The 25,375-nt window shown below is 38.0% G+C and carries 21 protein-coding genes; 9 read left to right on the plus strand and 12 right to left on the minus strand.

Going from position 1 to position 25,375, the window contains the following annotated elements; all coding sequences use genetic code 11:
• Window positions 1-154: 154 nt before the first annotated feature.
• Window positions 155-1,540, minus strand: a complete 1,386-nt coding sequence (locus PAND9192_RS05630; protein WP_087852940.1) for a class II fumarate hydratase — start codon at window positions 1,538-1,540, stop codon at window positions 155-157.
• 183 nt (window positions 1,541-1,723) lie between these two features.
• Between PAND9192_RS05630 and PAND9192_RS05635 the strand changes: the two genes are divergently transcribed.
• On the plus strand, window positions 1,724-2,026 hold the full coding sequence (locus tag PAND9192_RS05635; RefSeq protein ID WP_234998975.1) for a PepSY domain-containing protein: 303 nt from the start codon (window positions 1,724-1,726) through the stop codon (window positions 2,024-2,026).
• 65 nt (window positions 2,027-2,091) lie between these two features.
• On the opposite strand, the gene PAND9192_RS05640 is transcribed toward PAND9192_RS05635, so the two are convergent.
• The 4 genes from PAND9192_RS05640 to PAND9192_RS05655 form a co-directional block, all read right to left on the minus strand.
• Complete coding sequence (locus PAND9192_RS05640; RefSeq protein ID WP_061000000.1) at window positions 2,092-2,274, minus strand: hypothetical protein; 183 nt, start codon at window positions 2,272-2,274, stop codon at window positions 2,092-2,094.
• A 340-nt stretch (window positions 2,275-2,614) separates the two neighbouring features.
• Complete coding sequence (locus tag PAND9192_RS05645) at window positions 2,615-3,880, minus strand: GGDEF domain-containing protein (RefSeq protein ID WP_087852941.1); 1,266 nt, start codon at window positions 3,878-3,880, stop codon at window positions 2,615-2,617.
• Window positions 3,881-4,008: 128 nt separating this feature from the next.
• A complete protein-coding gene (locus tag PAND9192_RS05650) occupies window positions 4,009-4,605 on the minus strand; it encodes a DUF1415 domain-containing protein (RefSeq protein WP_200817778.1) in 597 nt (198 codons plus the stop codon).
• Between the two features lie 108 nt (window positions 4,606-4,713).
• Window positions 4,714-6,726 (minus strand): exoribonuclease II, encoded by a 2,013-nt coding sequence (locus PAND9192_RS05655; protein ID WP_087852942.1) that lies wholly within the window; start codon window positions 6,724-6,726, stop codon window positions 4,714-4,716.
• Window positions 6,727-7,469: 743 nt separating this feature from the next.
• Between PAND9192_RS05655 and PAND9192_RS05660 the strand changes: the two genes are divergently transcribed.
• Window positions 7,470-9,389: a DEAD/DEAH box helicase gene (locus PAND9192_RS05660; RefSeq protein ID WP_061000006.1), complete on the plus strand. Its 1,920-nt coding sequence runs from the start codon at window positions 7,470-7,472 to the stop codon at window positions 9,387-9,389.
• A gap of 65 nt (window positions 9,390-9,454) precedes the next feature.
• On the opposite strand, the gene PAND9192_RS05665 is transcribed toward PAND9192_RS05660, so the two are convergent.
• Window positions 9,455-10,372, minus strand: coding sequence for a LysR family transcriptional regulator (locus PAND9192_RS05665; RefSeq protein WP_087852943.1), 918 nt, complete (start codon window positions 10,370-10,372; stop codon window positions 9,455-9,457).
• 228 nt (window positions 10,373-10,600) lie between these two features.
• On the opposite strand from PAND9192_RS05665, the gene PAND9192_RS05670 reads away from it, so the two are divergent.
• Window positions 10,601-11,335, plus strand: a complete 735-nt coding sequence (locus PAND9192_RS05670) for a beta-ketoacyl-ACP reductase (RefSeq protein ID WP_087852944.1) — start codon at window positions 10,601-10,603, stop codon at window positions 11,333-11,335.
• Between the two features lie 557 nt (window positions 11,336-11,892).
• On the opposite strand, the gene PAND9192_RS05675 is transcribed toward PAND9192_RS05670, so the two are convergent.
• From PAND9192_RS05675 to PAND9192_RS05690, 4 genes are all read right to left on the minus strand, one after another.
• Window positions 11,893-12,723 carry a TOBE domain-containing protein gene (locus PAND9192_RS05675; protein ID WP_234998977.1) on the minus strand — a complete coding sequence of 277 codons (831 nt, stop codon included), beginning with the start codon at window positions 12,721-12,723 and terminating at the stop codon, window positions 11,893-11,895.
• A gap of 172 nt (window positions 12,724-12,895) precedes the next feature.
• Window positions 12,896-14,239, minus strand: coding sequence for a TldD/PmbA family protein (locus PAND9192_RS05680; protein WP_087852945.1), 1,344 nt, complete (start codon window positions 14,237-14,239; stop codon window positions 12,896-12,898).
• A complete protein-coding gene (locus PAND9192_RS05685) occupies window positions 14,239-15,624 on the minus strand; it encodes a TldD/PmbA family protein (protein WP_087852946.1) in 1,386 nt (461 codons plus the stop codon). Before PAND9192_RS05685 ends, PAND9192_RS05680 begins: the two co-directional genes overlap by 1 nt.
• A gap of 116 nt (window positions 15,625-15,740) precedes the next feature.
• Window positions 15,741-16,730: a CobW family GTP-binding protein gene (locus tag PAND9192_RS05690; protein ID WP_087852947.1), complete on the minus strand. Its 990-nt coding sequence runs from the start codon at window positions 16,728-16,730 to the stop codon at window positions 15,741-15,743.
• A gap of 201 nt (window positions 16,731-16,931) precedes the next feature.
• Here PAND9192_RS05690 and PAND9192_RS05695 point away from each other — a divergent pair, with 201 nt between their 5' ends.
• The 3 genes from PAND9192_RS05695 (at window position 16,932) to PAND9192_RS05705 (ending at window position 18,830) form a co-directional block, all read left to right on the plus strand.
• Window positions 16,932-17,144 carry a KTSC domain-containing protein gene (locus tag PAND9192_RS05695; RefSeq protein ID WP_159458210.1) on the plus strand — a complete coding sequence of 71 codons (213 nt, stop codon included), beginning with the start codon at window positions 16,932-16,934 and terminating at the stop codon, window positions 17,142-17,144.
• Window positions 17,145-17,298: 154 nt separating this feature from the next.
• Window positions 17,299-18,294 (plus strand): RelA/SpoT domain-containing protein, encoded by a 996-nt coding sequence (locus tag PAND9192_RS05700; RefSeq protein ID WP_087852949.1) that lies wholly within the window; start codon window positions 17,299-17,301, stop codon window positions 18,292-18,294.
• Window positions 18,295-18,407: 113 nt separating this feature from the next.
• Window positions 18,408-18,830, plus strand: coding sequence for a PACE efflux transporter (locus PAND9192_RS05705; protein WP_065167254.1), 423 nt, complete (start codon window positions 18,408-18,410; stop codon window positions 18,828-18,830).
• A 54-nt stretch (window positions 18,831-18,884) separates the two neighbouring features.
• Here the strand turns inward: PAND9192_RS05705 and PAND9192_RS05710 are convergent, their stop codons facing one another.
• Window positions 18,885-20,396 carry a sensor domain-containing diguanylate cyclase gene (locus PAND9192_RS05710; protein WP_087852950.1) on the minus strand — a complete coding sequence of 504 codons (1,512 nt, stop codon included), beginning with the start codon at window positions 20,394-20,396 and terminating at the stop codon, window positions 18,885-18,887.
• Window positions 20,397-20,935: 539 nt separating this feature from the next.
• Between PAND9192_RS05710 and PAND9192_RS05715 the strand changes: the two genes are divergently transcribed.
• Genes PAND9192_RS05715 through PAND9192_RS05725 form a run of 3 tightly spaced genes read left to right on the plus strand, consistent with a single transcriptional unit; the run spans window position 20,936 to window position 24,482 of the window.
• Window positions 20,936-22,258, plus strand: a complete 1,323-nt coding sequence (locus PAND9192_RS05715) for a paraquat-inducible protein A (RefSeq protein WP_087853511.1) — start codon at window positions 20,936-20,938, stop codon at window positions 22,256-22,258.
• Window positions 22,259-22,269: 11 nt separating this feature from the next.
• Window positions 22,270-23,913, plus strand: coding sequence for an intermembrane transport protein PqiB (gene pqiB / locus PAND9192_RS05720; RefSeq protein WP_087852951.1), 1,644 nt, complete (start codon window positions 22,270-22,272; stop codon window positions 23,911-23,913).
• Window positions 23,913-24,482 (plus strand): PqiC family protein, encoded by a 570-nt coding sequence (locus PAND9192_RS05725; RefSeq protein WP_087852952.1) that lies wholly within the window; start codon window positions 23,913-23,915, stop codon window positions 24,480-24,482. The genes pqiB and PAND9192_RS05725 overlap by 1 nt, the downstream gene beginning before the upstream one ends.
• Window positions 24,483-24,580: 98 nt before the next feature.
• On the opposite strand, the gene PAND9192_RS05730 is transcribed toward PAND9192_RS05725, so the two are convergent.
• Entirely contained in the window at window positions 24,581-25,234 is a 654-nt protein-coding gene (locus tag PAND9192_RS05730) for an HAD family hydrolase (protein ID WP_087852953.1), read from the minus strand.
• Window positions 25,235-25,375 lie beyond the last annotated feature (141 nt).

Here is a 25,375-nt window from a genome sequence, read left to right on the forward strand (position 1 = left end):
CGGAGTACAGAACTGGCGTTTATTTATATTATACGTTACATCCAGTTTTATTATTGGACAAGTAATGGTAGTGATTTATTGCTTAATACTAACATTCACTGGATTAACGTTCAAAAATTGAACGATGTTTTCTATTTTGTGGTGACATGATGCGTTATTTTGCAATACCACCTTGAGTGAGTTTTTTAGGATCTAATAATAATTCTAGCTCAGTGCGGGTTAAATCCGTTTCTTGTTCAGCAACATCAATAATTGGTCGTTGCTCTTTATAGGCTTTCTTCGCAATCTCGGCTGCTTTTAAATAACCAATAACAGGGTTTAATGCGGTAATAAGAATCGGGTTTTTACTAAGAGCGTGCTTGAGGTGATCATCACGAACCGTAAATGTAGTGATCGCTTTATCAGCTAATTGTGTTGCTGTTGTGGCTAATAAGCTAATGCTTTGCAGTAAATTATAGCTAATAACAGGTAGCATGACATTGAGTTGAAAGTTACCTGATTGACCGGCCACGGTAATAGTTGCGTCATTACCAATCACTTGTGCTGCGACCATTGCAGCTGCTTCTGGAATCACGGGGTTAACTTTTCCGGGCATAATAGATGAGCCTGGTTGTAATGGCTCTAATGCGATTTCACCTAAACCCGCTAATGGACCTGAGTTCATCCAGCGTAAGTCATTTGAAATTTTCATGATAGCAACAGCAAGAGTTTTTAATTGGCCTGATAAAGCCACAACAGCATCTTGGCTACTCATGCTGTAAAAGAAATTGCTACTGGTGCTAAATGGCACTGCAGTTGCGATTGCAATATTTTTTGCGAAAATCGCAGCAAAGTGTGGATGAGTATTAATACCCGTACCAACCGCGGTTCCTCCTTGCGCTAATGCCGATACATTGTCTAATGCTAACTCAATGCCACGTCGCGCATGTTCAATTTGGCTTTGCCAGCCACTTAATTCTTGTCCTAAGGTTATCGGCATTGCATCCATTAAGTGGGTTCGGCCTGTTTTTACACAATAGTTAACTTGCTGACTTTTATTTTCGAGCGCTTGTTCTAAATGAACTAATGCTGGTAATAATTGTTGGTGGCAAGTTAATGCAGCACTGACTTGAATTGCGGTTGGAATGGTATCGTTACTACTTTGAGCGCAATTAACATCATCATTAGGACTTACCGTAATACCTAATTTTTGCGAGGCTAAAGTAGCAATAACCTCGTTGGCATTCATATTAGAGCTCGTGCCAGAGCCAGTTTGGAAAACATCAATGGGGAATTGGTCGTGATGATGACCATCAATAATCAGTTGGCAGCTGTCAATAATAGCGTGTGCAATTTTGTCATCAATCAGTTGGAGATCGAGGTTGGTACGCGCAGCCGCTTGCTTGATATAAGCCAATGCTTGAATAAAGGCACTGGGCATGGTTAAGCCACTAATGGGGAAATTATTGATTGCGCGTTGAGTTTGAGCTTGGTACAGCGCGTCTTTAGGAACCTCTATTTCACCCATACTATCAGTTTCGATACGGTATAATATTGACATAATGTTATCCTTTAAAATGACGATGTTTGATAATGGCAAGCTATAGGATGTAATTGCTAATAATTATCAGGGGCTGATAAGTTATTATAGGCCACTGTTGGCATATATTTTTATTGGCATCATAGTTTGCGAATACGTTATTATTCAATCAAACCATAGCGATAATGCTATTAAGGGGTAAAGGTGATTCGAAGTATAAAAGTCTTATTCATTAGTAGCAGTATGTGTTGTCTTCTACAAAGCTATGTCAGTAATGCTGATCCAATTGATACGTCAGTGGTTGAAATGCTAAGTGTACCAACAGCAATGAAGCAGCTTGAATCTAGTGGTTATTATGATTTTCGAATGATTAAAGTCGAGCGCAAGCATAATGAGATTGCAGTTAAAGCGCGTAATAAAGCGGGTCAGCAAGTTGAGTTAGAAATGGATTTATATTCAGGTGCTATTTTAAATGAACAAGCAAATAACACCGAAATTCAGCAGTAGTTATAATCTGATAAGTTAATATAACGGATAAGCAAGATGGTTGATCTTACTTATCCATTGATAGGCTATTCATCATCGTTAAAAATTCGTCCCTCTAGGGAGTAAGGGTCATTTTCATCGTATAAATTATGATGTCCACGAATACGCTTGAGTGTTTTTTCAAGGGCTCTAGCCTGTTCAAAATGACCTTCTTGATAGGCAATGGATATTTTTTGTTCCATATCTTCAATTCTATCTTGGTTGTTCATTTTAATCCTCCCGTGCGATGGCTCATCAATAATTAGTTAGCTCTTATTATTTTATACCAAAATTTCAAATAAGCAGTTGAACAGTAAACTCGTGATTGAGGTGTGATTGTTTAAATTTAAAGCTGTTATCTTCAGATATTCGCTCGAGCATCAAATAAAAAGGTTATTTTTTGGTGATTAATGTTATAAAAATGTTTCTTATCTAGTCGTTAGCGTAGGTATGGCCGCTGAGAGCGCTAATACGACTTATGGTTGTGCCTTGCTCTTTACTAAAATTACAACAATGATTGTAAACTTTTAGTTAGCCCGATAAATTTCGGGCTTTTATTTGCCTGCTACATTATGTGATAGGTGGTTGTTGGTCATTGTTTACCGCAGTATAGATCTGATTTTTCTTCTTTTTTGTTTGTTTCCCTGTCGTTAAAGCATCAGTTGCACGCTGTAAAATCGTCATAGGCAGGTGTTCATCACTAGCATGACTAATACCAATACTGACACTAATTTTGAGGGTCTTTTTACGTCCTTTTTTTGGTTTTGCTGCTGTTTCATCATGCTCTGATTCAACCGTAATTGGCTCAATAATATGTTTTTCTGCCGCAATATCTTGTTGAAATTGCGTTAATACAATCAATGAACTATCAAGATCCATATGCTCAAAAATGACAATAAATTTCTGAGATGCAAAATAGCAGTGTGGTGATAATTGCGGCTGTTGTGTGAGTAAGTTTGCCACTGATCGTTGAATATCTGCGATAGCTTGGGGATGATGTTTCTCAATAATTTTATCGGGGCTATCAAGATCAATAACAGCAATTGTATAAGGGGAATGCAGACGAGTTAAAGCCTGATCCAGTGCGCGATGATCGGCTAGTTGGGTTGATGAGTCATAAAAGCTTTGCTGGTAACGACAATAGCCGATATCAACCAATAGCAATAGCGCACACAGTGTAAACGCACTACTGGAAATAAAAGGGTAATGAAAAAAGATAAAGGTAGTGGTTGATAGCAATGTACAAATAAAAATATGGCGATCAATACGCTGATGATATTTGATGGCTAATGCACCTGTACAACAACTTATTGCGAGATTAAACACAATTAATATAAGTGGTAATGATGAAATATTATGGTAGGTAAACAGATGGATTTGTTGCCAAGTTGAGAAATCAGCTTGATAAAAATAGCTAATTGCTGCGCCAGTAGCACACTGGAGCATCAGTAATGACACCAGTGTTACTAAAGCAAGTACATACCGCTGTGAGTATCGAATAAAGCGCAGCAACAGCATATTAAGCGGTAATAATGTCGCTAAAAGACAAAATATCAACTTAGTATCTGTGTTTGCTAATGACACTTGGAGCCAGTTAATAATTATGCTGTAGGCAATCAACATAATGATGGCAATAAGCCCACTTTCAGCTTGAGGAAGCCTGTAATTAAGGATTATTACAATACCCAATAATACAAAAGGAAGATTGATCCATAATGCTGAATGAGCAGTTATCGTCGGCATTAATAAAGGGTAACTGATGATCATTAACACGGTAATGAAAAAAGGCAGTATAAAGCGAGTGTTGGGTGAGTATAAACGTGACAGTAATGGCATTAAATGATGAGACCTAAACGAAAATCTAGCTGCTCATGAATATAACAAATAAATAACGACAATGATTCGATATTGCCGTCATTTTAGTATGATTAGTTCACTATTTATAACCTGCAGTAAGCGTAGCGTTATTTGATTAAATAAGGAAATAACTTGCGCATTTGCTCTGGGGTTAAATTTTCAACACATTCGATATTACGATCAGGAATCGCTTCTGGATTTGGATAATGCTTGATCACTTTAGCCATGCTTTCTTCACGAATAAGATGAAACACAGGGTAGGGTGAGCGGTTAGTCAGGTTTTCTGCATCATCAGGCTCTGCGCCATAGAAACAGTAATCAGGGTGAAAACTCGCAATTTGATAGGTACCACTTTTGCCTAGTTGTACCACCAAGCCTTCAACAAGATCGAGAAATTGATTGTAATCGTCAAATTCTTCAAATAAGAAAGGGGCGACGACTAAAATAGTTTCTAGTGTTTCTGCCGGTGTTTCATCAAGCTCTTTGAACTGCATATAAATAGTTTCAAGCAGATCATTTTCATTATTATCTTTGCTAACAAAAATTTTTATTTGTTTGTTACGGTTAGGTTTAGCAGCAAATGGACATAAATTAAGGCCGATGACGACGTCTTCAAGCCACTGTTTTACTTGTTGCTCGATAAGCTGGATTTGTTCTGGCGTGTTGTTTTTTTTGTTATTGCTTGCTGGAGTATGATTTGACATTGAGAGCTGACTTCTGTGAATTATTTATATTGGAATAATAGTGTGAAAGCTGTAAAAAAGGCCAGTATTCACTGGCCTTTTATGGTGTGCTAAAGCCGATTTACATCGTTATGCTTTTTGTGGTGCATCTGTTGCTTGCTCTGGCACAGGAGTAACTTCTGGCGCAGGATATTGCTGTACAGGTTTAGCCACTAATTGACGTGTTGCAGCGCGAACTTCGGCTAACTTCACATCAAAAGTATCACCTAGTTGGTACTCTTTAACACCATCAATACTGATAATGCCAAGTTCACCACTGCACACAATACGTTCTTTGTTATCAACAATCAGCGAGCCTGGAATAAAGGCTGCTGCACCGTTTTCAAGTAGGCGTACACGCATACCCGCACGATTAATATCAAAGATTTCAGCTTTAAAGACAGTTTCTTTCTTCACAGCATCTTTAAGTAAACGCACGTATAACCAATCAGACACATCACGTTCAGCCATACGGTGATGACGACGGTGATTAGCAATTTCATCACCGACATTGTCATCAGGCTTTTGTGTTGGCTCATTGCCTGTGATCAACGCTTTAAGTAAGCGATGGTTGATCATATCACCGTATTTACGAATCGGTGATGTCCAAGTCGCGTAAACATCTAGCCCCATTGCATAGTGAGGCGCAGGTGTATTAGCTACTTCACTGTATGCTTGGAATTTACGTAAACGGTTATCAAGATAAGTGCTATCAAGGGTATTTAACCAACGACGTAATGCACTGAAGCCTTCTAAAGTAACAACTTCTTCTTTAGTAAACGGCGCTTCTGCGTTAGTGATGAACTCCATTGCAGCATCAAGTTTTTCTTGATTGAAGCCGCTATGAACGTTAAATACACCTGTTGCAAATTTCTCTTGTAAAGCACGACCTGCGCAAATGTTAGCGGTGATCATTGCTTCTTCGATCATGCGGTTAGCGATACGGCGTAAGTCGGTGTGAATAGCAACAACGTCGTTATCTTCACTTAACTCAAAGCGGTAATCCGGACGATCTGGGAAGACGACTGCATTTGCCATGCGCCAATCAGAACGAAGCGTTGCAAAACCCTGAAGAGCAACGATTTGTTGTTCTATGATTGGGCTTGGTGTCCAGTCATCACAATGGCCATTTTCAAGGAAATCAGACACATTGTTATAAGATAAACGACCTTGAGACTTGATCCACGCGCCAAAGAAAGAGATATCGTCTTGAATGACACCCGTATTATCAATTGAAACACGGCAACATAAAACAGGGCGTTTTTCATTTTCGATCAGCGAACATAATTCATCACTTAGTTCACGTGGCAACATTGGAATATTGCGACCAGGAAGGTAAATGGTAAATCCACGCTCACGTGCTTCATCATCCATCTTATCGCCAACAGCAATATAAGAAGTTGGATCAGCAATCGCGATGGTAATTTCAAAACTGCCGTCATCTTTAGCGACAGTATATAAAGCATCATCCATGTCTTTGGTTGATTCACCATCAATAGTAATGAAAGGCAAATCAGTTAAGTCTTGGCGCTCAATACCTTCATCAAGCATGGTCCAGCTATCTTGTGGTGCTGGCTCTGCATTTGGTAGCTGGTGGCGAGCTAGTGTCACCCACCAAGGTGCAATCTTGTCATTACTGTCAGTGATTTTTTGAGTGATATCACAGAAGAATGGTTGATTACTACCAGCAAGAGGGTGGCGAGTCAGTTCAGCAACAACCCAATCACCTTCTTTTAAGGTTTCGGGATTAATGCCTTTTGCGGCACGTGCTTTAATCGCTTCTTTTAACTGGGGGTGATCAGGGATGACATGGAGGCGATTACGAATCAGTTTTACACGGCCAATAAAGCGTGTAATAGATTGCTCAACAAGCTCTTGTGGTTCAGCAACTTCGCGCTCTTTTTCAGTACGAAGCACGGCGATAACACGATCACCGTGCATAACGTTTTTCATATAGATAGGCGGAATGAAGATGCTTTCTTTGTTATCAGTTTCTAGAAAGCCAAAGCCACGATCAGTCGCTTTGATGTAACCTTCCTTTTTAGGAAGTGTTTCTTGGATTTGCTTTTTTAGCTGTGCTAACAGCGGGTTATCTTGAAACATTATGTCTGGTCTCAGATTATCGACATAGACACTATACGTTTTTGGTCATCTAAAACCAAGATTTGACTGTTTAATTTTTCATTCGACATAATCACGAGCTATATAATCAATAGCTTAAGTGTGATTTGAAGCGTTTTTTATCTTAAATGAAATATTCAAAGACAATATATGACAAAATTTTTAATTTATGTCATAAATATAAGCTAGAAACAAAAGATAGCCTTAACTTAGTATATTTTATGTTTTTAGTTTAAGTCATCCACGTTGGTGTGTGCGGAAGAGTCTGAAAAGCTAAATAAAAGTCTTTATAAACAAGGAATAAAAATATTCTATGTTACTATGATTAAAATAGAGAATAAAAAATTTAAAACCCGCTTCTATAAAAAGATCAAGGGTAACGATCAATATAAAAAGACAAATAAAAGATAACTCTAATCTAATAACAAAAGTATGTTCAATCACAGATGGCAAGATTTGAATTATGGGATTGTGCGTATTTTCAACAACATAGTTAATTGATAATCGATACAAAATCATCATATGTTTATCAGATGTACTATTTGTTCAATAAATAGATGTTTGTGAGTTATTTTGTGACGTTGTTCAATTTTTTCTAGCTTTTTATCAAGTATTAGCCCACAATACGCCTCCTATTAGTCGAGGCCCGTGCTAGTGGTTGCTGTTGCAGAACCCTCTGTAGCAAAGGGGCCCCGTTTTTAAGTCGTTCATATATTGGGATCCCAATGCAAGAAACTGTTACAGAATTTCGCCAACTAGATTTGGCCGACACACTATTATCTGCACTAGACTCTATGGGTTTTGTTTCACCAACACCTATTCAGGCAGCCTCTATTCCTCTACTTCTTACAGGTAGAGATGCGCTTGGTAAAGCACAGACTGGTACTGGTAAAACTGCAGCGTTCTCGTTGCCTGTACTAAATAAAGTTAATCTTTCTCAGCATAAGCCACAAGCTATTGTTATGGCTCCAACACGTGAGCTTGCAATTCAGGTTGCTGCAGAAATTAAAGTTCTTGGTCAAAACATCAAAGGCCTTAAGGTTCTTGAGATTTACGGCGGTGCTTCAATCGTTGACCAAATGCGTGCACTAAAAAATGGTTCACACATTGTTGTAGGTACACCTGGTCGTGTTAAAGACCTTATTTCACGTAAGCAACTTCACCTAGACGAAGTACATACTTTTGTTCTTGATGAAGCTGATGAAATGCTAAAAATGGGTTTCGTTGACGACGTTACTTGGATCATGGAACAGGCACCAGAAACTGCACAACGTGTACTTTTCTCTGCAACTATGCCTCCAATCGTTAAAGAAATCGTTGATCGTTTCCTACGTGATCCAGCACGTATTGACGTTGCAGGTGAAAACCGCACTGTTTCTCAAGTGTCTCAACAATTTTGGGTTGTTAAGGGCGTAGAGAAAGACGAAGCAATGAGTCGTCTTCTTGAAACTGAAAACACAGATGCATCAATCGTATTCGTTCGTACTCGTCAAGATACTGAGCGTCTAGCTGATTGGTTATCTTCTCGTGGCTTTAAAGCTGCGGCACTTCACGGTGATATTCCTCAGTCGCTTCGTGAGCGTACTGTTGATCATATTAAACGTGGCGTGATTGATATTCTAGTTGCAACTGACGTTGTGGCACGTGGTCTTGATGTTCCACGTATTACACACGTATTCAACTACGATATCCCATTTGATGTTGAATCATACATTCACCGTATTGGTCGTACTGGCCGTGCTGGACGTGACGGTAAAGCGATCCTATTGGTTCGTACTAACCAAATCCGCATGCTACGTACTATCGAGCGTGTTACTAAGTCTCGTATGGAAGAAATTCAACTTCCTCTACGTGATCTAGTTGCTGCATCTCGTTTAAACCGTTTAGGTGAAGAACTAGCAGCACAAAAAGAACAAACTAATGTAGATGCATTTGTTGAACTTGTTGAAAAACTACAAGAGTCAATCGATGTTGATGCAGCAACACTAGCGGCAATGCTTCTTCAGCGTCAGCAAGGTAACCGTCCTTTATTCTATAAAGGTCCAGATCCAATGATCGCTGCTATCGAGCGTGAATCACAACGTCGTGAGCGTCGTGGTGATGACCGTCGTGGCGACCGTCCTGAGCGCGGTGATCGTCGTGGTGACCGTCCTGAGCGTGGTGAGCGTCGTAGCTTCAACAACGCTGATTGGGATACTTACCAATTACAAGTTGGTCGTGAGCAAGGTGTTCAAGTTAAAGATATCGTTGGCGCAATCGCAAACGAACTTGGCTTAAGCAAAGAGTTCATCGGTGCAATCAAACTTGCTCCTTCTCATACTTTTGTTCAACTTCCTAAGAAGATGACTGCAGAAGTATCAGAGCAACTGAAGAAACTACGTATTCGTCAGAATGACGTGAAAGCAGTTGTTGTTGAAGGTGAAGTATTACGTGAGCACCGTCCACGTACAGGTAATCGTGACGGCAACCGTGGCGGTGAGCGTAGTGGTCATCGTGGTAGCCGTGACGGCAACCGTAGCGGTGAGCGTGGTGGCGAGCGTCGTTTCGATCGCAACCGTGGCAACGATAGCCGTGGTGGTTACCGTGGCAACCGTGATGGTGCAGCACGTCCTGCAGGCGACCGTAAGCCTCGTACTGACGCGTAATTTGCGCTAGTGTAATAAAAAAGCCAGACGAAAGTCTGGCTTTTTTGTATATGATGTTTAGTGAATTAAGTGACATTACGACTCAGGTTTATATCAGTAACCCGTTTAAGTAAATGATCTTTAAAGTTTGCACAGCGTGCAGGCATGTATTTTCTTGGTTTGTAATACAAACTTAATTCAAACTCACTACTAATATAGTCATTTAATACTGAGACTAATTTGTTATTTTGTAAATCATTCTGAATTAAACTGTAGGGTAGATAAGCAATTCCACCGCCAGCTAAGGCAATATTTTTTAAAATTTCACTGTCATCAACTTCAACAGTTCGCGAAATTTGAACTGAATTATATTCGCCATTTTGTTCAAATATCCACCTATTCCCACCCACTAATGTTGTCGCAAATAAGCATAAATGTTTTTTCAAATCATTAGGCACAACGGGTTGACCATAACGCGCAATATAAGCAGGTGAGCAACATGCTTTAAGCGGTTCTCGTAGTAACGTGCGTTTGACTAATAAACTGTCTTTATCTTGAAAGCCACGGTATGTCGCATTGGCACGGATTGCAAAATCGACTTCATGGACATTATCAACTTCAAAAGCAGTTTCAATGACCACGAAATTAATATTAGGATTATCACTAACATATTCACCAATGATTTCGCTTAGATAGTATTTAGCAAACAGTGGTGTACATGCGACCTTAATCGTGCCGATATCTTCTTGACTGATATTTTGAATTTCATTGAGAACATCAGTAATTTGATTATTAATTTGTGTAAATCGTTGAAATAAATGTTGCCCTGCTTGGGTGACTGAAATTTTTCGTGTAGTGCGCTTAACAAGGCTTATGCCCATCATTTCTTCAAGTTCAGTGATCCAACGGCTTCCAGCTGAGGCAGATATACCGTATTGCTTGGCTGCTTCGGTGACGGATTGACAGCGTACTACATGAAGAAAAAAAATAATTTTATCTAACATCGCTTTCCCTGCGTTATCGATTTATCGATATTACTTCTATGATCAAAGTATACTTAATATAAGCATGGTTGCATTTGTTACCGCTTGAATTTGACTGTAAGTGTCTTATTTCTGCAATTGTGTCTTGTGATATTGAGCCTAATGTTCTGGTGATAGTTATCTAAACTGATAGTAAGTGCTGATTTTTAGCTTGGTTGTAGGACGGTAATAAATATAATGAGGGAAAATATGCTAACAGATAAAGTGTGTCTTGTAACAGGTGGAGCTCAAGGGATTGGTCGTTGTATTGTTGAAACATTTGCCAGCCAAAATGCAACCCGTGTGATTGCTTGTGACATGAACATGGGCATGATGGCTGATTTAGAACAACAATTTGCTAATGTTACGGCTTTAGAGCTTAATGTTTGTGACAGAGAAGGTGTTACTGAAGCTGTCAGAAAAATTACAGCGCAATATGGGCAGATTGACGTGTTAGTGAATAATGCCGGTATTACGCGTGATAACTTGATTGATAAAATGACAGAGTCGGATTGGGACTTAGTCATGGATGTGAATCTGAAAGGGGTGTTTAACATGACCCAAGCCATTGCCCCTACAATGATGCAAACAGGGAGTGGTTCTATTATTACCATGTCATCTGTTGTTGGTACTGATGGTAATATTGGTCAGACTAACTATGCTGCAACGAAAGCTGGTGTGATCGCAATGACAAAATCATGGGCGAAAGAGTTTGCACGTAAAGGCGCACAAGTTCGTGCAAACTGTATCGCTCCTGGATTTATAGAAACACCAATGACAGTCGATTTACCTGAAAAGGTGATTAATCATATGACATCAAAAACGCCGTTACAGCGGATGGGTAAAGCACAAGATATTGCGAATTGCGCATTGTTTTTAGCTAGTGCTCAATCGAGCTTTATTACAGGGCAAGTAATAAAGGTAGATGGTGGGCTTGTTATTTAATTATCAACTTATGGTTCAACGTCACGTCAAAATCATGGTGTCTATGTGTATTTAATATCTATAGACACCATGATTTGTAGATCATAAACATGCTCATATAAGCACCAGTTATTTGTAAAAGTATCGCTATTTGTGTAATTTTTTTGTCAAATAGGTATATTTCTGCGTTATAACAGGATATTTTGCATAAAAAGCCTTAAACTGCTATCAGTGTTCTTGGGGGTAGTGGTTATTTAATGATATTGTCATCATCGGTACTATGGTTTATTAGTATTGCTTGTGTGCCGTTATCGGTAACATTTTTTTTGTGCTCATTAAAGCAGCAAAAAATATGGCTAAATATAATAACATTAGTATTTGTATTTATTTCTTGTGGGTTGATTATTATTCAGCAATACGACGATTATATTAATTTTACAGACTGTATAAAGAAAGGGTTCAATTATAATGCGTTCTCAACTGAGTGCAGTGTTGATTCGCAGAATCCAGCGCCAATCCCCGATAATATAAGCTCATTCCTTTGAGCGTAAGACGATTATTGGTTCCATTTCTGCTATTTAATACATACTTGCCACAATAACCTGAGTGGAATGGAATAAAGCGTAAATAGGCATTCCTAAGCGTAATGTTTCATCCATAACATCTTGATTATCCACAAAAGCGCAAATACTTATTTCATCTGTTAAGCTGATAGTGATTTCAGTCGATTGGCGATCTTGCTTCATTGCGGTCAGTGTACCAAGTAATTGATTATCAAACCGATCTCGCTTGCCATGAATGAGATTTTCTTCGCTACAAACCGTAATGGCTGGACCTTTAATCAATATCACCACATCTTTATTTGGTTTGAGATGTAATCGCATTGTACTGCCATGAGTGATTGTCGCTTGAATATGATGATGTTCAGTGATTGCAATAGTAACGATATCATGCAAATTATGGGTTGCGATCGTCGTTATATGGCCAAAGAGTTGATTACGGGCACTGGTTTGTAAAGAGAATCGACTCATTATGCCTAATAGACTATCAAGAGGAGCATTATCATCATTAAGTGCTTGTAAACCCATGTCTTGAATTTTATCTAACAGATCATACATTTGGATTAAACGTTGACCAAAACGTGTCAGGGTTGCACCGCCACCGCCTTTGCCACCTTTCTCACTATTAACTAATGGTTGTTGGTGGCAGCTATTCATATCTTTAATGGCATCAAATGCTGCTTTGTAGCTAATATCAGCTAATTTTGCACCTTGGCTAATTGAGCCTGTAGCATCGATCGCTTTTAATAATGCGATTCGACGTGGATTGGCAAACATTTTATTATCAATTTGTAGTGTCGCAATGGCTGTAAGATTCATGGTCTTATTCTTATTAGGTGTTTTACTCATGGTATCGCATTTTGCAATAGATCTTAAATCTAATCATGATGATTGCGTGTTGTGCAGATAAATAGGGCGCGGTAAATAGAAAAGTTTTAGCATTTGCAGAAAAAACCTCACTGAATTGGATTTAGAATAAAATCGTCATCAGTAAGGTTTTATTATCACAAGGGATTATTAGTTATTTCCCTGCAATATTTAACCGTGTAAAACGGATTTTAGGTGCATAGAAACTGCGATTATAATCATTTTCTAATTGGTTACTGATAGCATCTATTTCTTTGATCATTTGATAGAAATTACCAGCAACAGTAATACCACGAACGGCTTGTTGACGCTTGCCATCACGACAAAGAAATCCGCTAGCACCAAATGAGAAATCGCCACTTACCGCATCAGCACCTGAATGGACACCTTGTAATTCGACTAACTCTAGATACTCACCAGCGGTGATTTCTGCTTCAGAACTTGCACCTGTACTAATAACAGTATGGCGAGAACTGACACCTAAGCCACCTTTAGCAGAACGTGAACCGTTGGCAGTGTTATCTATACCAAAATAGCTCGCTGTATGGCTATTGTGTAATAAGCTTTGTAGTTTGCCATCACCGACTAATAACGTGTCATGGGTTGCAAAACCTTCACTATCAAACGCTTTAATAGAGAAGCCGCCATTAATGTATGCTGTATCTGTAATGGTAAGTAGTGGACTCGCTACCAGTGTATCAAGTGCATCACGCCAAGGGTTGATCCCCTTCATCGCAGCTTGTCCTGACATGCACATTCCAAACGCAGAAAATAAACTACTTAAAGCACTAAGTGTGAAAATAACTGAATAATGTTTACTGGCAATAGGAGCACCGTCTAACAGTGCTTGTGCCATCTCATAGCCATGACTAATACAATAAGCTGAATCTAACTGGTTAAATAAGCGTCCAGATGACATGCCGCCATGCATTGCTTGCTTACCGTCTTTTTCATAAAGGGTATAAGCGTAGCAATAAGTTGAACGTTCACTATGGTTACACAATGTGCCTTGAGTATTAGCAAGAATGACATGGCTATCTGATTCGGCAAAGCCATTGTAAGGCGCGCTGGTTGCGTAAGGTTTAGTTACCACGCCTTGTTCTAATGATAATGCGAGTGCAATTTTTTCATCAACAGTTGCCGTTTCAGTTTGATAAACTTCAGGCTCCGTGGTTGCAAGTCGACTATCAATACAGCTTATTTTTTGGTGGGGATCTTGTTGGGAATATTGCGCATTAGTCAGTGCATTATCAACCATTAAATCAAGGCTAGCGAGATCAAGTGATTCAGAATAACTGGTGGCAGTGCGTTGATCTTTAACCACGCGTACACCAATTACTTGACCTGAGGTAACTTTATATTCATCAAGTTCGCCTTGGTTGGCCTTTAATGAAAAATTGTTGCTGCGGTTAGCAATGACATCGGCTGCAGCGTCTTGTGCCTTAACACGATCAAGTACGTAATCAATCGCTTGCTGTAGTGCGTTTTGATCGGCCATTAGTTGCCACCTCCTACAAGAATATTATCTACTTTCAACGCAGCTTGACCCACCGTAGTTGGCACTGAACCGCTCACTGAACCGCACATGCCAGCAGTAAGTGCAAAATCATTACCGATCATACTAATTTCTTTTAATACTTTAGGGCCGGTGCTAATTAAAGTCGCAGACTTTAATGGTTTAGTGATTTTTCCATTTTCAACCAGATACGCTTCTTGAACAGCAAAGTTAAATTCACCTGTGCCTGGTTGTACTGAACCACCACCCATTTTTTTAGCGTAAATACCGCGTTCAACACCAGCAAGCATATCGTCAAGTGTGCTAGAGCCTGGTTCAATAAAGGTATTACGCATGCGTGAGGTTGGTGCAAACTTATAAGATTCTCGGCGGCCTGATCCTGTGCGCGCAAAACCTGTTTTTAAGCCACCCATACGGTCAACCATAAAGCTGGTAAGTTTACCGTCTTTAATTAATTGCGTACGCTGCGTTTCCATGCCTTCGTCATCAATGTTAATCGAGCCCCATTGATTGGTCATGGTGCCGTCATCAACAGCACTGACGACAGAGTTAGCAATCATTTCACCCATTTTATCGTGAAATACAGAGGCTTTCTTGGCGACAGAGGTCGTTTCAAGTAAGTGACCACAGGCTTCGTGGAAGATAACGCCACCAAACCCATTGCCGATAATGACCGGCATTTCTCCTGAAGGACAGGCTTCTGCAAATAGTTTTACCATTGCTTGTTGAGCGACATCATGACCAAGCTTTTGTGGGTCAATGTGAGTATTAAACTCCCAACCTGTAAATGCACCAGGAGCTTCGTAGCCGGTAGATTGTTCGCTGCCATTTTGAGCAACGGCATTTGCCGATATACGGGTGTAATGGCGAGTGTCGCCGATATGAAGGCCATCGGAATTAAAGATTTCTATTTGCTGTTCACGTTGAGCAACACTACCGATAAATTGGGCTATTTTTTCATTCTCGACACGAGCAGCCTGATCTGCTTGGCGTAAAAAAGCAATTTTAGCTGCCATGTTAGCATCTTGGCTTAGCGGTAATTGACAGCTATGTTTATTGTCATAACGATTTAAGTTAAGCGCGCCTGCCGTTAAAATTTGGTCACGTTTATCTTTCGCCGCGAGCAGAGACGTTACACGTTTTAATTCTTCTTCATCAGTACTATTGGTGTAACCGTAAAGCACTTTATGGCCAAAAAACAGGCGAATACCAATCCCAAAATCAATGCCTGAATTAACTTTATCTATTTCAGCTGAAATAAGTTGGACAGAACTAGATTGGTGATGTTCAACAAATAATTCAGCGAAGTCAGCACCAAGGAATAGGGCGTGATCTATCACTGTTTTAGCAGTATTAGGGTTTAGCATCTGTGCTCCCTTCTTTTTATGAGCTCTATTTTATAACGTAGCAGTAAAGTGATAAAAATTCTCACTATTACTGCAATCGGTATGAGCAATGGTTCGATAATAACGAATAAATAAAACTAGTTAGCGTGAGTATTTTCTACAATCGAACACAGAATATTTTCAAGTTCATCCCACGGTAGAATTTCACTATCAATTACTTCAATGCGTGATTCAAAGCCTTCTAATGACAGTTCATTCACGGATACCACTTGATTGACAACATTAAATGCAAAGCAACCATTTTCAGTGTTAACCACTGCTTTAATACGGTTAGCATTAAGATTAGAAAATAAGCTAAATAATTTTGAAAATTCAAATAGTTGATCTGCAGCAAAGAACCATCCACAGCTGTGATAACCTTGACCATGATTTTCTTTGCGAATAAATTGCTGACCTGGCGCTAATTCTAATTCAGGTAATGGCTCTGCTTGATCGTGGCTATGATGGTGGTGGCTATGTTGTGCTTGACGATCTGTGCGTTCAATATCAAGCCATTCTAGCTCAAGGCGACCATGTTCTACCTCTGCAATCAATGCTTTTTTAGGTTGCGCTTTTTCCATTGCAGTTTGAAATGTGTATAAATCAAAGTCATCACATTGGTCAATTTTATTAGCAACCACTACATCTGCGAGTGCAAGTTGATCTTGAAAATTGACATTATCGGTATAAACGCTATCTGCAAAGTGGCGTGGATCGACAACAGTAATTGTTGCGCGAAGATCAACATAATTACGGTAACTTTCAGAGGTTAATTTGTGGATCACTTCTTTAGGATGGCCTAAACCGGTAGGTTCAAGCAATAAACGATCGGGTTTTTGTGCCAGTAGTGCATTAATACCTACAGACATTGGTAGTCCAGCAACACAGCACATACAGCCGCCAGGAACTTCTTTAATGATAGCGCCTTGTTGTTCTAAAATAGCGCCATCAACACCAACATTGCCAAACTCATTAATTAAAATAGCCCATTTTTCGTGTTCTGGTTTGCGTGCAAGTAAAGAGAGAATTGAGGTTGTTTTTCCCGCGCCTAAAAAGCCGGTAATGATATTAGTTGGAATACGTTTCATATGTGACTAAATTCCTAAACGATTGAGCACGAAATAATTATCTCAGTTTACGTGAGTGACATTAAAGTGACTAGCATAACTCGATGAAGCGTTATCTAAGTGCTGTTTTTGAGTGCAAAAATAGTGCAAATTCAAAAAGCCTAGGTATGTTATAGCGTTTTTGGCATCATGGTTTTTTTTAATGATAAGACGGAAATAAGAATGATTAATTGGTGTATTGTCAGCTCTGATTTGATAAAAAAAATAGGTCATGATGCGACCAAAGATTACCTTTATATCGATTTTGGTCAGCGTGGTGAGTATGAGATATATAACCATGTGTCATTATATGCTTTTTCTCACTTTAGGTTAGCGACGTCGATTGATGAATATTATCAACAAGTGATTAAAACAAGTTATTCAATAATGCCTTAGTGGTAATTTAGTTATCGTTTTAAATTTTGTATAGACTTGAAATAAATACGTAAAAGGCATAATTTAACTCGTTATTAAAATAACATACGGTGTATTATTTCATTCGCCGTTAGCGTTTATATGTAAGTGTTATTTATCAATAAGTGAGTTAATAATGAGTATTGCTCTTTTGACAGAAGATGAGTTTCTGCACAACAACCGGATTAGTCAGCAGCAATGGCAAGATAGTCCCATAACGTGGCCGATCTTAAAAGCGATAGGATTATGTCACGAGCAGCGAACGGACGCATTAAACCTTACGGCAGAATCTTATGCACGTATTATTCAGCAATGTTCCCACGTTCATTCTGTTCGCTGGCGTGTGAAAAATCCACAACATTTAATGGAAAAGATTGTTAGAAAAACTCAGCCGCATAGTCCTACTTTTAAAGCTAAATATCTTGGTATTAATCAATATAATTATGATGAAATTGTTACTGATCTGATTGGTGTTCGAGCACTACATTTATATAAAGATGACGGTTTAGCTATTCATGATTATTTAATGGATCGATGGCAGTATGAAGAACCACCTGTTTATTATGTAAGAAGTGGTGATGATGAAGTTTTTGCTGAATTACCACAAGATATTAAAGTGAAAATTCATCCTGCGGGTTACCGTTCGTTGCATTATGTCTTTGGCAGTGAGTTACAACAACGGCGTATTTTTACGGAAGTACAAGTACGGACTATTTTTGAAGAAGCATGGACAGAAATAGATCATAAAATTCGTTATCCAAATTTTTCAACTAATACAGAAATCTGTTCTTTTTTATTAATATTTAATCGGCTGGTTGGATCTGCTGATGAGATGGGCTCGTTTGTTAAACAGCTTGCTATTGAAGCAGAGCAGCGCCAACAAGCATTAACCGCATCGGAAAATCTGACTGAAAATAGTGCGGGTAATATGGAGCCTTTATTCCAAAAATTATCAGAGGGAACAAAAAAACAGGATGATTCTCAATTAGTTATAGAACAATTACGGCAACAGGTAATGCAACTTCAGTCAGATAAAGAAGCGTTACAACAATCGATATATTCCAATATGCTTACCTCAAAAACAACGGCGACTCAACGACGTTATAAAGCATCTGAATTGTTAGACAAATAGTCAGTCTATCTGTTTTTCGGATGGGTTCTAGCTTGTTAAGAGCAAAAAAACATTTATAGTTATATGCATAAAAGCTATCAATTATAAAAAATAAATGTACTGAGGAAATTTTGATGAGAACGCGGTTGGATCGTATTCGCCATGCGGTTTGTTTTGAAGTTATTGGCCTAATTTTATTGGTTGGAGTATTAAGTCAATTAGGGTTTGATGGAAGTCATGTTGGCGTAGTAGGGATTGCTTTTTCAATTTTAGCAACGGGTTGGAACTATATCTATAATATATGGTTTGATCGTATGTTGTACCGTCGCTATAAAACAGCAGTCAAAACAACTGCTATCCGTATTGTTCACAGCCTTGGATTTGAAGCTGGTTTACTTGTTGTTACTATTCCTATTTTGTCATGGGTGTTGAAAGTGACTCTTTGGGAGGCTTTTGTTCTTGATATTGGTATGGTGCTTTTTTATCTTATTTATGCATATGTTTATAACATTGCTTATGACCGTTTATTTCCAATACCAGCAGTACAGCAAGATTAAAAGATAATTATTTGATAAAGGCCCCTAAAGACAATTGTAATTAGGGGCCTTTTTTTAATGACAAATATAAAAACTATAACAATTTTTGCCTTTTTTCTTACTGTCATAAACTGCTTTATCAGCATTAATTATTAATTGTTCAATATCGCGTGTTTCGTTATTTGTAAGTGCAACGCCAATAGAAGCTGAAAATGGAATCGTTAATGTACTGTTACTTACTGAGCCATTAAGATCAACAATAAGCTTTTGTAATTTTGCAATTAAATCAAACTCTTTATTGTAGTTATTAGTGAGAACAATAAATTCATCCCCTCCAAATCGCCCAATTAAATCTGTAGGGTGATTAAAAAAAGAGGTTACATGCTGAGCAAACATTGCAATAACATCATCTCCATAATGATGACCTAATGTGTCATTGATTATTTTTAGATTATCAAGATCAATAAATAGCAATGCAAAGTCATTAGGGTATTTTTGAATGCTAATATTAGCATGTTGAATGAAATATTTACGGTTCAATAAATTAGTGCGAGAGCAATAAACACCATCTTTAGTTGTACTAATAATGTTGTTAAAGTGATGATTAATAGCAATATTATCATTTTTTGACTGTGGTTGAATTGGTATAATCCCCGCACTTTCTTTAATGAAATCATCAATAGGTGATGTAATGATAGATACTTTTTTCATCAAATAAAATCCAAGTCCGACGGATGCTAAGATAGAAATTAAAATATTTATAATAATAAATACAAATTTATCTTTTAAAAATTCATTATAGTTCAGTGTTGTTAATAAATACCATGGCGTATTTTCTAATGGGCGAAGTGTTAATTTTTCAAGTTGATAATTATTATTAACAGTATAATAGCTGAATGTTTTTTTGTTTTTAATTCTTTGTGATATTTTCTTATTATCTAATGACGAATAAAGCTTGTCATTTGTGAGTATTTTAATATTTCTACAATTATTATTAGAGTCTCGACAATTATTTAAAATGTCATTTCTTATGCTGGTACTTTCTTGATAAGCAAGAGCGTTTTTTATTTCAGAATATGAGACAGACGCAAAAATAGTACCGCTATCATTGGCGTTAGTGAAAGCTTTGCATATAATATAAACATAGCTATTAGAAATAGGCGAATATATTAAATTACTTATCGCGAGTTTGTTTTTTTGTATCGCTTGTTGGAAATAACGGCGGTAACTGATATTTTCGATACTATCGCTATATGTTGTTACAGCATTGCCTTTAATATCGCTGATACCTAATATTTCGATATTAAAAGCTTCTTGGTAAGGGCGAACAATCTCAATTCGCTGTGCTAATAATAATGACGTATCTTTGACTATATCATCATTTGTAATGGCGGTGAGTAGGTTAGTATGTTTACTAATAATAGTTGCTACATTGTTTTCTGTAACAGCTTTATTCCGTGAAAGTAATTCATGAATGTTAATATATTGGTTATAGGACCAATAAGACAGATTAAATACAATTAATAAGCTTAGGCATAGTAAAGTGTAGTGGATGATTTTTTTTCTAATACTATGGCTAATGTTCATGTAGTGGTGTCTTTTTCATTAGAAGGCGTAGTGATAACTAATTGCGAAGCATTCTACTGTTTTATAATGATAAATGAGTAGCCTTTATTTGTAACAAATTCTTATATTTGTACTAAAAGTAATTATAAAAAATGATTAGACAATAATAATCAGTTTTTTATACACAAATAGTGAAATTTATCAGTACTTTTGGGTTAGATAGAGTATTTAAACATCAATTTAAAATGATAAGAGGTCAAATCTAGTACAGTATTCATTGAGAATACTGCTATAATGTATACCGTTCAAAATGGGCTCTTATTAGTAGACTGGTATTGAATAATCCTGAATCAGTAACTATAGATAATACTATTTGTTAAAGTTAAATATATTTATAAACTAGTTCGAATTGATCTACGATAGTTCGTTAGGCATGTGTTTGTTTTTAAAAATAATGTTTAGAAAATTAGTGAAATATACCATCAGATTTCTGTTATAGGTGATGTACGTTGAGTAATGAAATTAACCCCGCACGAGAGGCGATTGACGTGCAACAATCAATGATGATTGCGTGTGAAGAGTGTGGGTTAGTCGTTGATATCCCTAATTTAGATGAAGGTGATAAAGCAACCTGTCCTCGGTGTGGGCATATATTAACTAAAGCTGTTAGTTTACCTTTTCAACGTCCAGTTGCGTACGGTATTGCTTGTTTGTTGATGTTAGCATTGAGCCTATCTTTTCCATTTCTCTCTTTTACAGTTAATGGTATGGGGCATCAAATTACACTGCTAAATGCAGCGGAAACGTTACAACATTTTGAAAATAGTGTATTAGCTATTTTATTAATGATAACCGTTATTGTTTTTCCAGCAGTATATATAATATTGGTGTTATATCTTTATTATCATGCCCATAAAGTAAAGAATATTGGCCATGTTGTTCATGCTCGAGGTTGGCTTAAACTTTTATGTCGCACGATATTTACTATTCAACCTTGGCTAATGGTTGATGTTTTTTTAATTGGCGTTTTAGTCAGTTTGGTAAAGATTTCAGCATTAGCACATATTGGTTTAGGTAACTCATTTTGGGCTTTTTGTCTTTATAGTGTGTTAGTTGTCAAATGCGTGTCGTTAGTTGATAGAACATGGCTGTGGGATCAATTTTTCGCCATGAAACCAATAGACGGTGTACGTGCTGGTGATACCCATGTGGATCATAATCATGTTGGTTGTCACGCGTGTAATCAAATTAATCCGCTACCAACGTCGCATAAAACACGGTGTTTGCGCTGTGATAGTCAATTACATATTTTCAATGCTAATCACTCGCTACAATATTCATGGGCGTATTTACTCGCATCGATAGTGTTTTATATTCCCGCCAATTTATATCCAATGATGTATACCGTGAGTTTAGGGAAAACTGAAGGTTCAACGATCCTTGGAGGCGTTGTTTTGCTTTGGAAAATGGGATCATGGCCGATAGCGTTAGTGATATTTATTGCAAGTATTTTTATTCCAATGGCAAAAATGTTTACCTTAGCATGGCTTTATTTTTGTGCTGGTAAACGCGCTGATGACTCAAGTCATGTTGCTATTAAACGGTTAAAATTATATCGCTTAACGGAATTTATCGGCCGTTGGTCAATGGTTGATATTTTTGTGGTTGCTATCTTAGTAGCTTTAGTACAGTTACAAAATGTGATGGCGATTTCACCAGGTCCGGCAGCGTTATGCTTCGCGACGGTGGTGATCTTTACGATGTTATCTGCGATGAGTTTTGATCCGCGGATATTTTGGACACCGAAAAGTAAAACATGTAAGCAAGATTCAGAGTTAGATGCTACTGAATCCAATTCAGAAGTGCCTAGTGTACATAAATGAGAAAGCAGATTATGAGTGATAACCAGCCAGCAGAGGCAAAAGTACAACGTTTGAAACAAGTGTCGCCAATATGGATAGTTCCATTAGTCGCACTCGCTATTGGTATTTGGATGTTTGTCCAATACCTTAATAGTCAAGGACCCGTGATTACGATTCGATTACCAAATGCATCGGGTATTGAAGTTGGAAAAACAGCGATTAAGTCATTGAATGTAAAGGTTGGTGTCGTTACAAAAGTTCAATTAAGTAAAGATTACAGCTATATCACCGTGACCGCTCAGATGAACAATGATACTGGCCGTATGCTTAAAAATGACACTCTATTTTGGGTGGTTAAGCCGCGCATCGGTAAAGGGGGAGTATCTGGCTTAGATACATTACTTTCTGGTTCATACATTGAAATGCAACCTGGCGAAGGAAAGAAAGATAAGAACCATTTTGTTGCTTTAGATGTCCCTCCTGTTGCGCCTGCTGATGCAAAAGGTTTACGGGTTATTTTAACTAGCCGTCAAGCGGGTAAATTAGGTGTTGGTGATCCGGTACTTTATGATGGCTTTACTGTTGGTCGTGTAGAGAAAGTCAGTTTTGATATCAACAGTAAGCGTGCTAATTATCAATTATTTATTTTTGAACCTTATGATAGTTTAGTTCGTACTAGCAGCAATTTTATTTTAGCTTCTGGTGTAAAAGTACAAGTGGGTGCTGAAGGCTTTAATGTTAAAATTGGCTCTTTAGAGTCATTAATAACAGGTGGTGTGACATTTACAACACCGGCAGATGATCAAGGTACGCCACAACTTAAGCAAAAAGCTTATTACCGTTTATATGATACTCGTGCTGCTGTACGTGAAAAAATGTTTGAGCAACACCTTGATTTTGTGATGCTGTTTAGTGAATCGATTCGAGGCTTAAAAGCAGGTGCTCCGATCGAGTATCGTGGTATTCAAATTGGTACAGTACAAAAGGTGCCTTTACGTTTACCGACTAGCCAAGAAGGTTTTACTAGTAAGCAAATTCCAGTATTGGTGCGTATTGATTTAGGGCGTGTTTATGATCGTTCTGATGAAGGTACACTTGCATCATTGAAAGTAAATCTTGAAAAAGAATTTAAGCAAGGTTTACGTGCAACATTGAAAACAGGTAATTTATTAACAGGTGCATTGTATGTTGGTACTGATGTTTATAAAGCAGAAAAACCTGTAAAAGTAATGACCTATGATGGATATGAGATCTTCCCAACCAAACCGGGAGATTTGGCTGAAGTGCAGAAGCAGTTAACTAATTTGCTGAATAAATTTAATAAGTTGCCGGTTGAAGATACGTTAAATTCAATGACAGCGACATTAAAAGCATCTGAAAAAACAATGGCGACGATGCAAAAAACGATCAACGATTTGGATCGATTACTAAAGCAAAAAGATACTCAAGCATTGCCTGGTGATGTACGTGCAAGCCTTAAACAGATCCAAACAACTCTTAATGGTTTTGGTCCTGATGCTGCGCCATATCAGAATCTTGAAGGTGCGTTAACCCGTTTTGAAGCTGTTATGACTGAGCTTCAACCGGTGTTACGTCAAATCAATGAAAAGCCAAATTCACTTGTGTTTGGTGATGAGAAAACAAAAGATCCAGTACCTGTTGGAGGTCGTAAATAATGAAAAAATGGTTTGTCATCGCAGCAATTACGTTAGCCGCTAGTGGTTGTAGTAGTGCGCCTGAAGGCGTAAATACATTCTTATTACCTGCAGGAAAGACGCTAACAGTATCGCACGCAACTAATCAGCCATTATTGATTGTACGTCCTGTTGAAGTAGCTGCCCATTTAGCGGGGAATGGTTTGGTTTATCAGACCTCGGCAACTGAAATGGTTGAAGCCCAACAAAATCTATGGGGTGAGGCATTAGCCAAACAACTAACGCGCCGTATTACTCATGATTTGCGCCAAAAGCAACATCACCTATGGGCAACACAATTAACTCCTACATTATCAACCACGGGAGCGTCACGATTACAGGTACGTATTAACCAGTTTAATGGTGTATATACAGGTGTCGCTAATGTAGCCGGTGAGTGGATGATTATTGGTGCCAATGGTAATTTGCAAACAGTACACCCATTTGAGTTTAGTGTGCCACTTGCAAAAGATGGCTACAGTGCGCAAGTGGAAGCATTATCAACTGCTGTTGGTGAGTTAACTACACAGATAGCAAATGCAGTGAAGTAACGCATTTACTTGTTCTAAGATAGACTGACGAAAAAAGCCCACCGATTAATTATAACTGGTGGGCTTTTTTATTGACTGTAAGCGTTGATATCTATTGATTAAACGACATTTAAAAATGTTAGGGCTTCATCCATAGTATTAAAAATATGATGCCCTAATGCGCGTGTATCAGTATCAGGTTCAACTAAATCGATAATTTGTAGGGTTGTCATATTAGCAGCAACGGCAGCTTTCACACCGTTGTTTGAATCTTCAAAAGCAAGGCATTGTTGAGGATCAATATTTAAGCGTTGCGCTGCGAGCAGGTATATCTCAGGGGCAGGTTTACCATTAACCACTTCATCGCCGCTGGTTATGTGTGAAAAATATTGAGACAGCCCAGCTAGATGGAGTTTTTTATGTGCTAATGCATTATGGGTTGATGTCGCAACGACCATAGGAATCTTCTGTGCTTGTAGCCACTGTAATAATTCGATGACACCATTTTTTACAGGAATAGCTTGGTGTTCAACGACGGCAAGATAATGTTGCATCCAACGGGGATGAAAAACAGCATAATCTAAGCTATCGCCATATCCTTGTTCAATAATCGGTTTGATGCCAGCTTGATTACGGCCAATAATATTGAGATAAATATCGCGTTTAAAAGGGATATTCATTTCAATACATGTTTGCTGAAATGCTGTCATGCACACTTTTTCAGTATCAAGCAATAATCCATCCATATCAAAAATTGCGGCATTGTATTTCATCATTTTCTCAGTGTGATTATTTTTTCATATATTTTCTCATATTATTAAATCACAGAGTAGATTAATTGAGGCCAGATAACATAAATAAATAGTTGTTTATGTTTATATTAATAAATAATATACCAGTGTTATTTATAATTG

The organism is Photobacterium andalusiense (assembly GCF_900185625.1).
Taxonomy (GTDB): domain Bacteria; phylum Pseudomonadota; class Gammaproteobacteria; order Enterobacterales; family Vibrionaceae; genus Photobacterium; species Photobacterium aquimaris.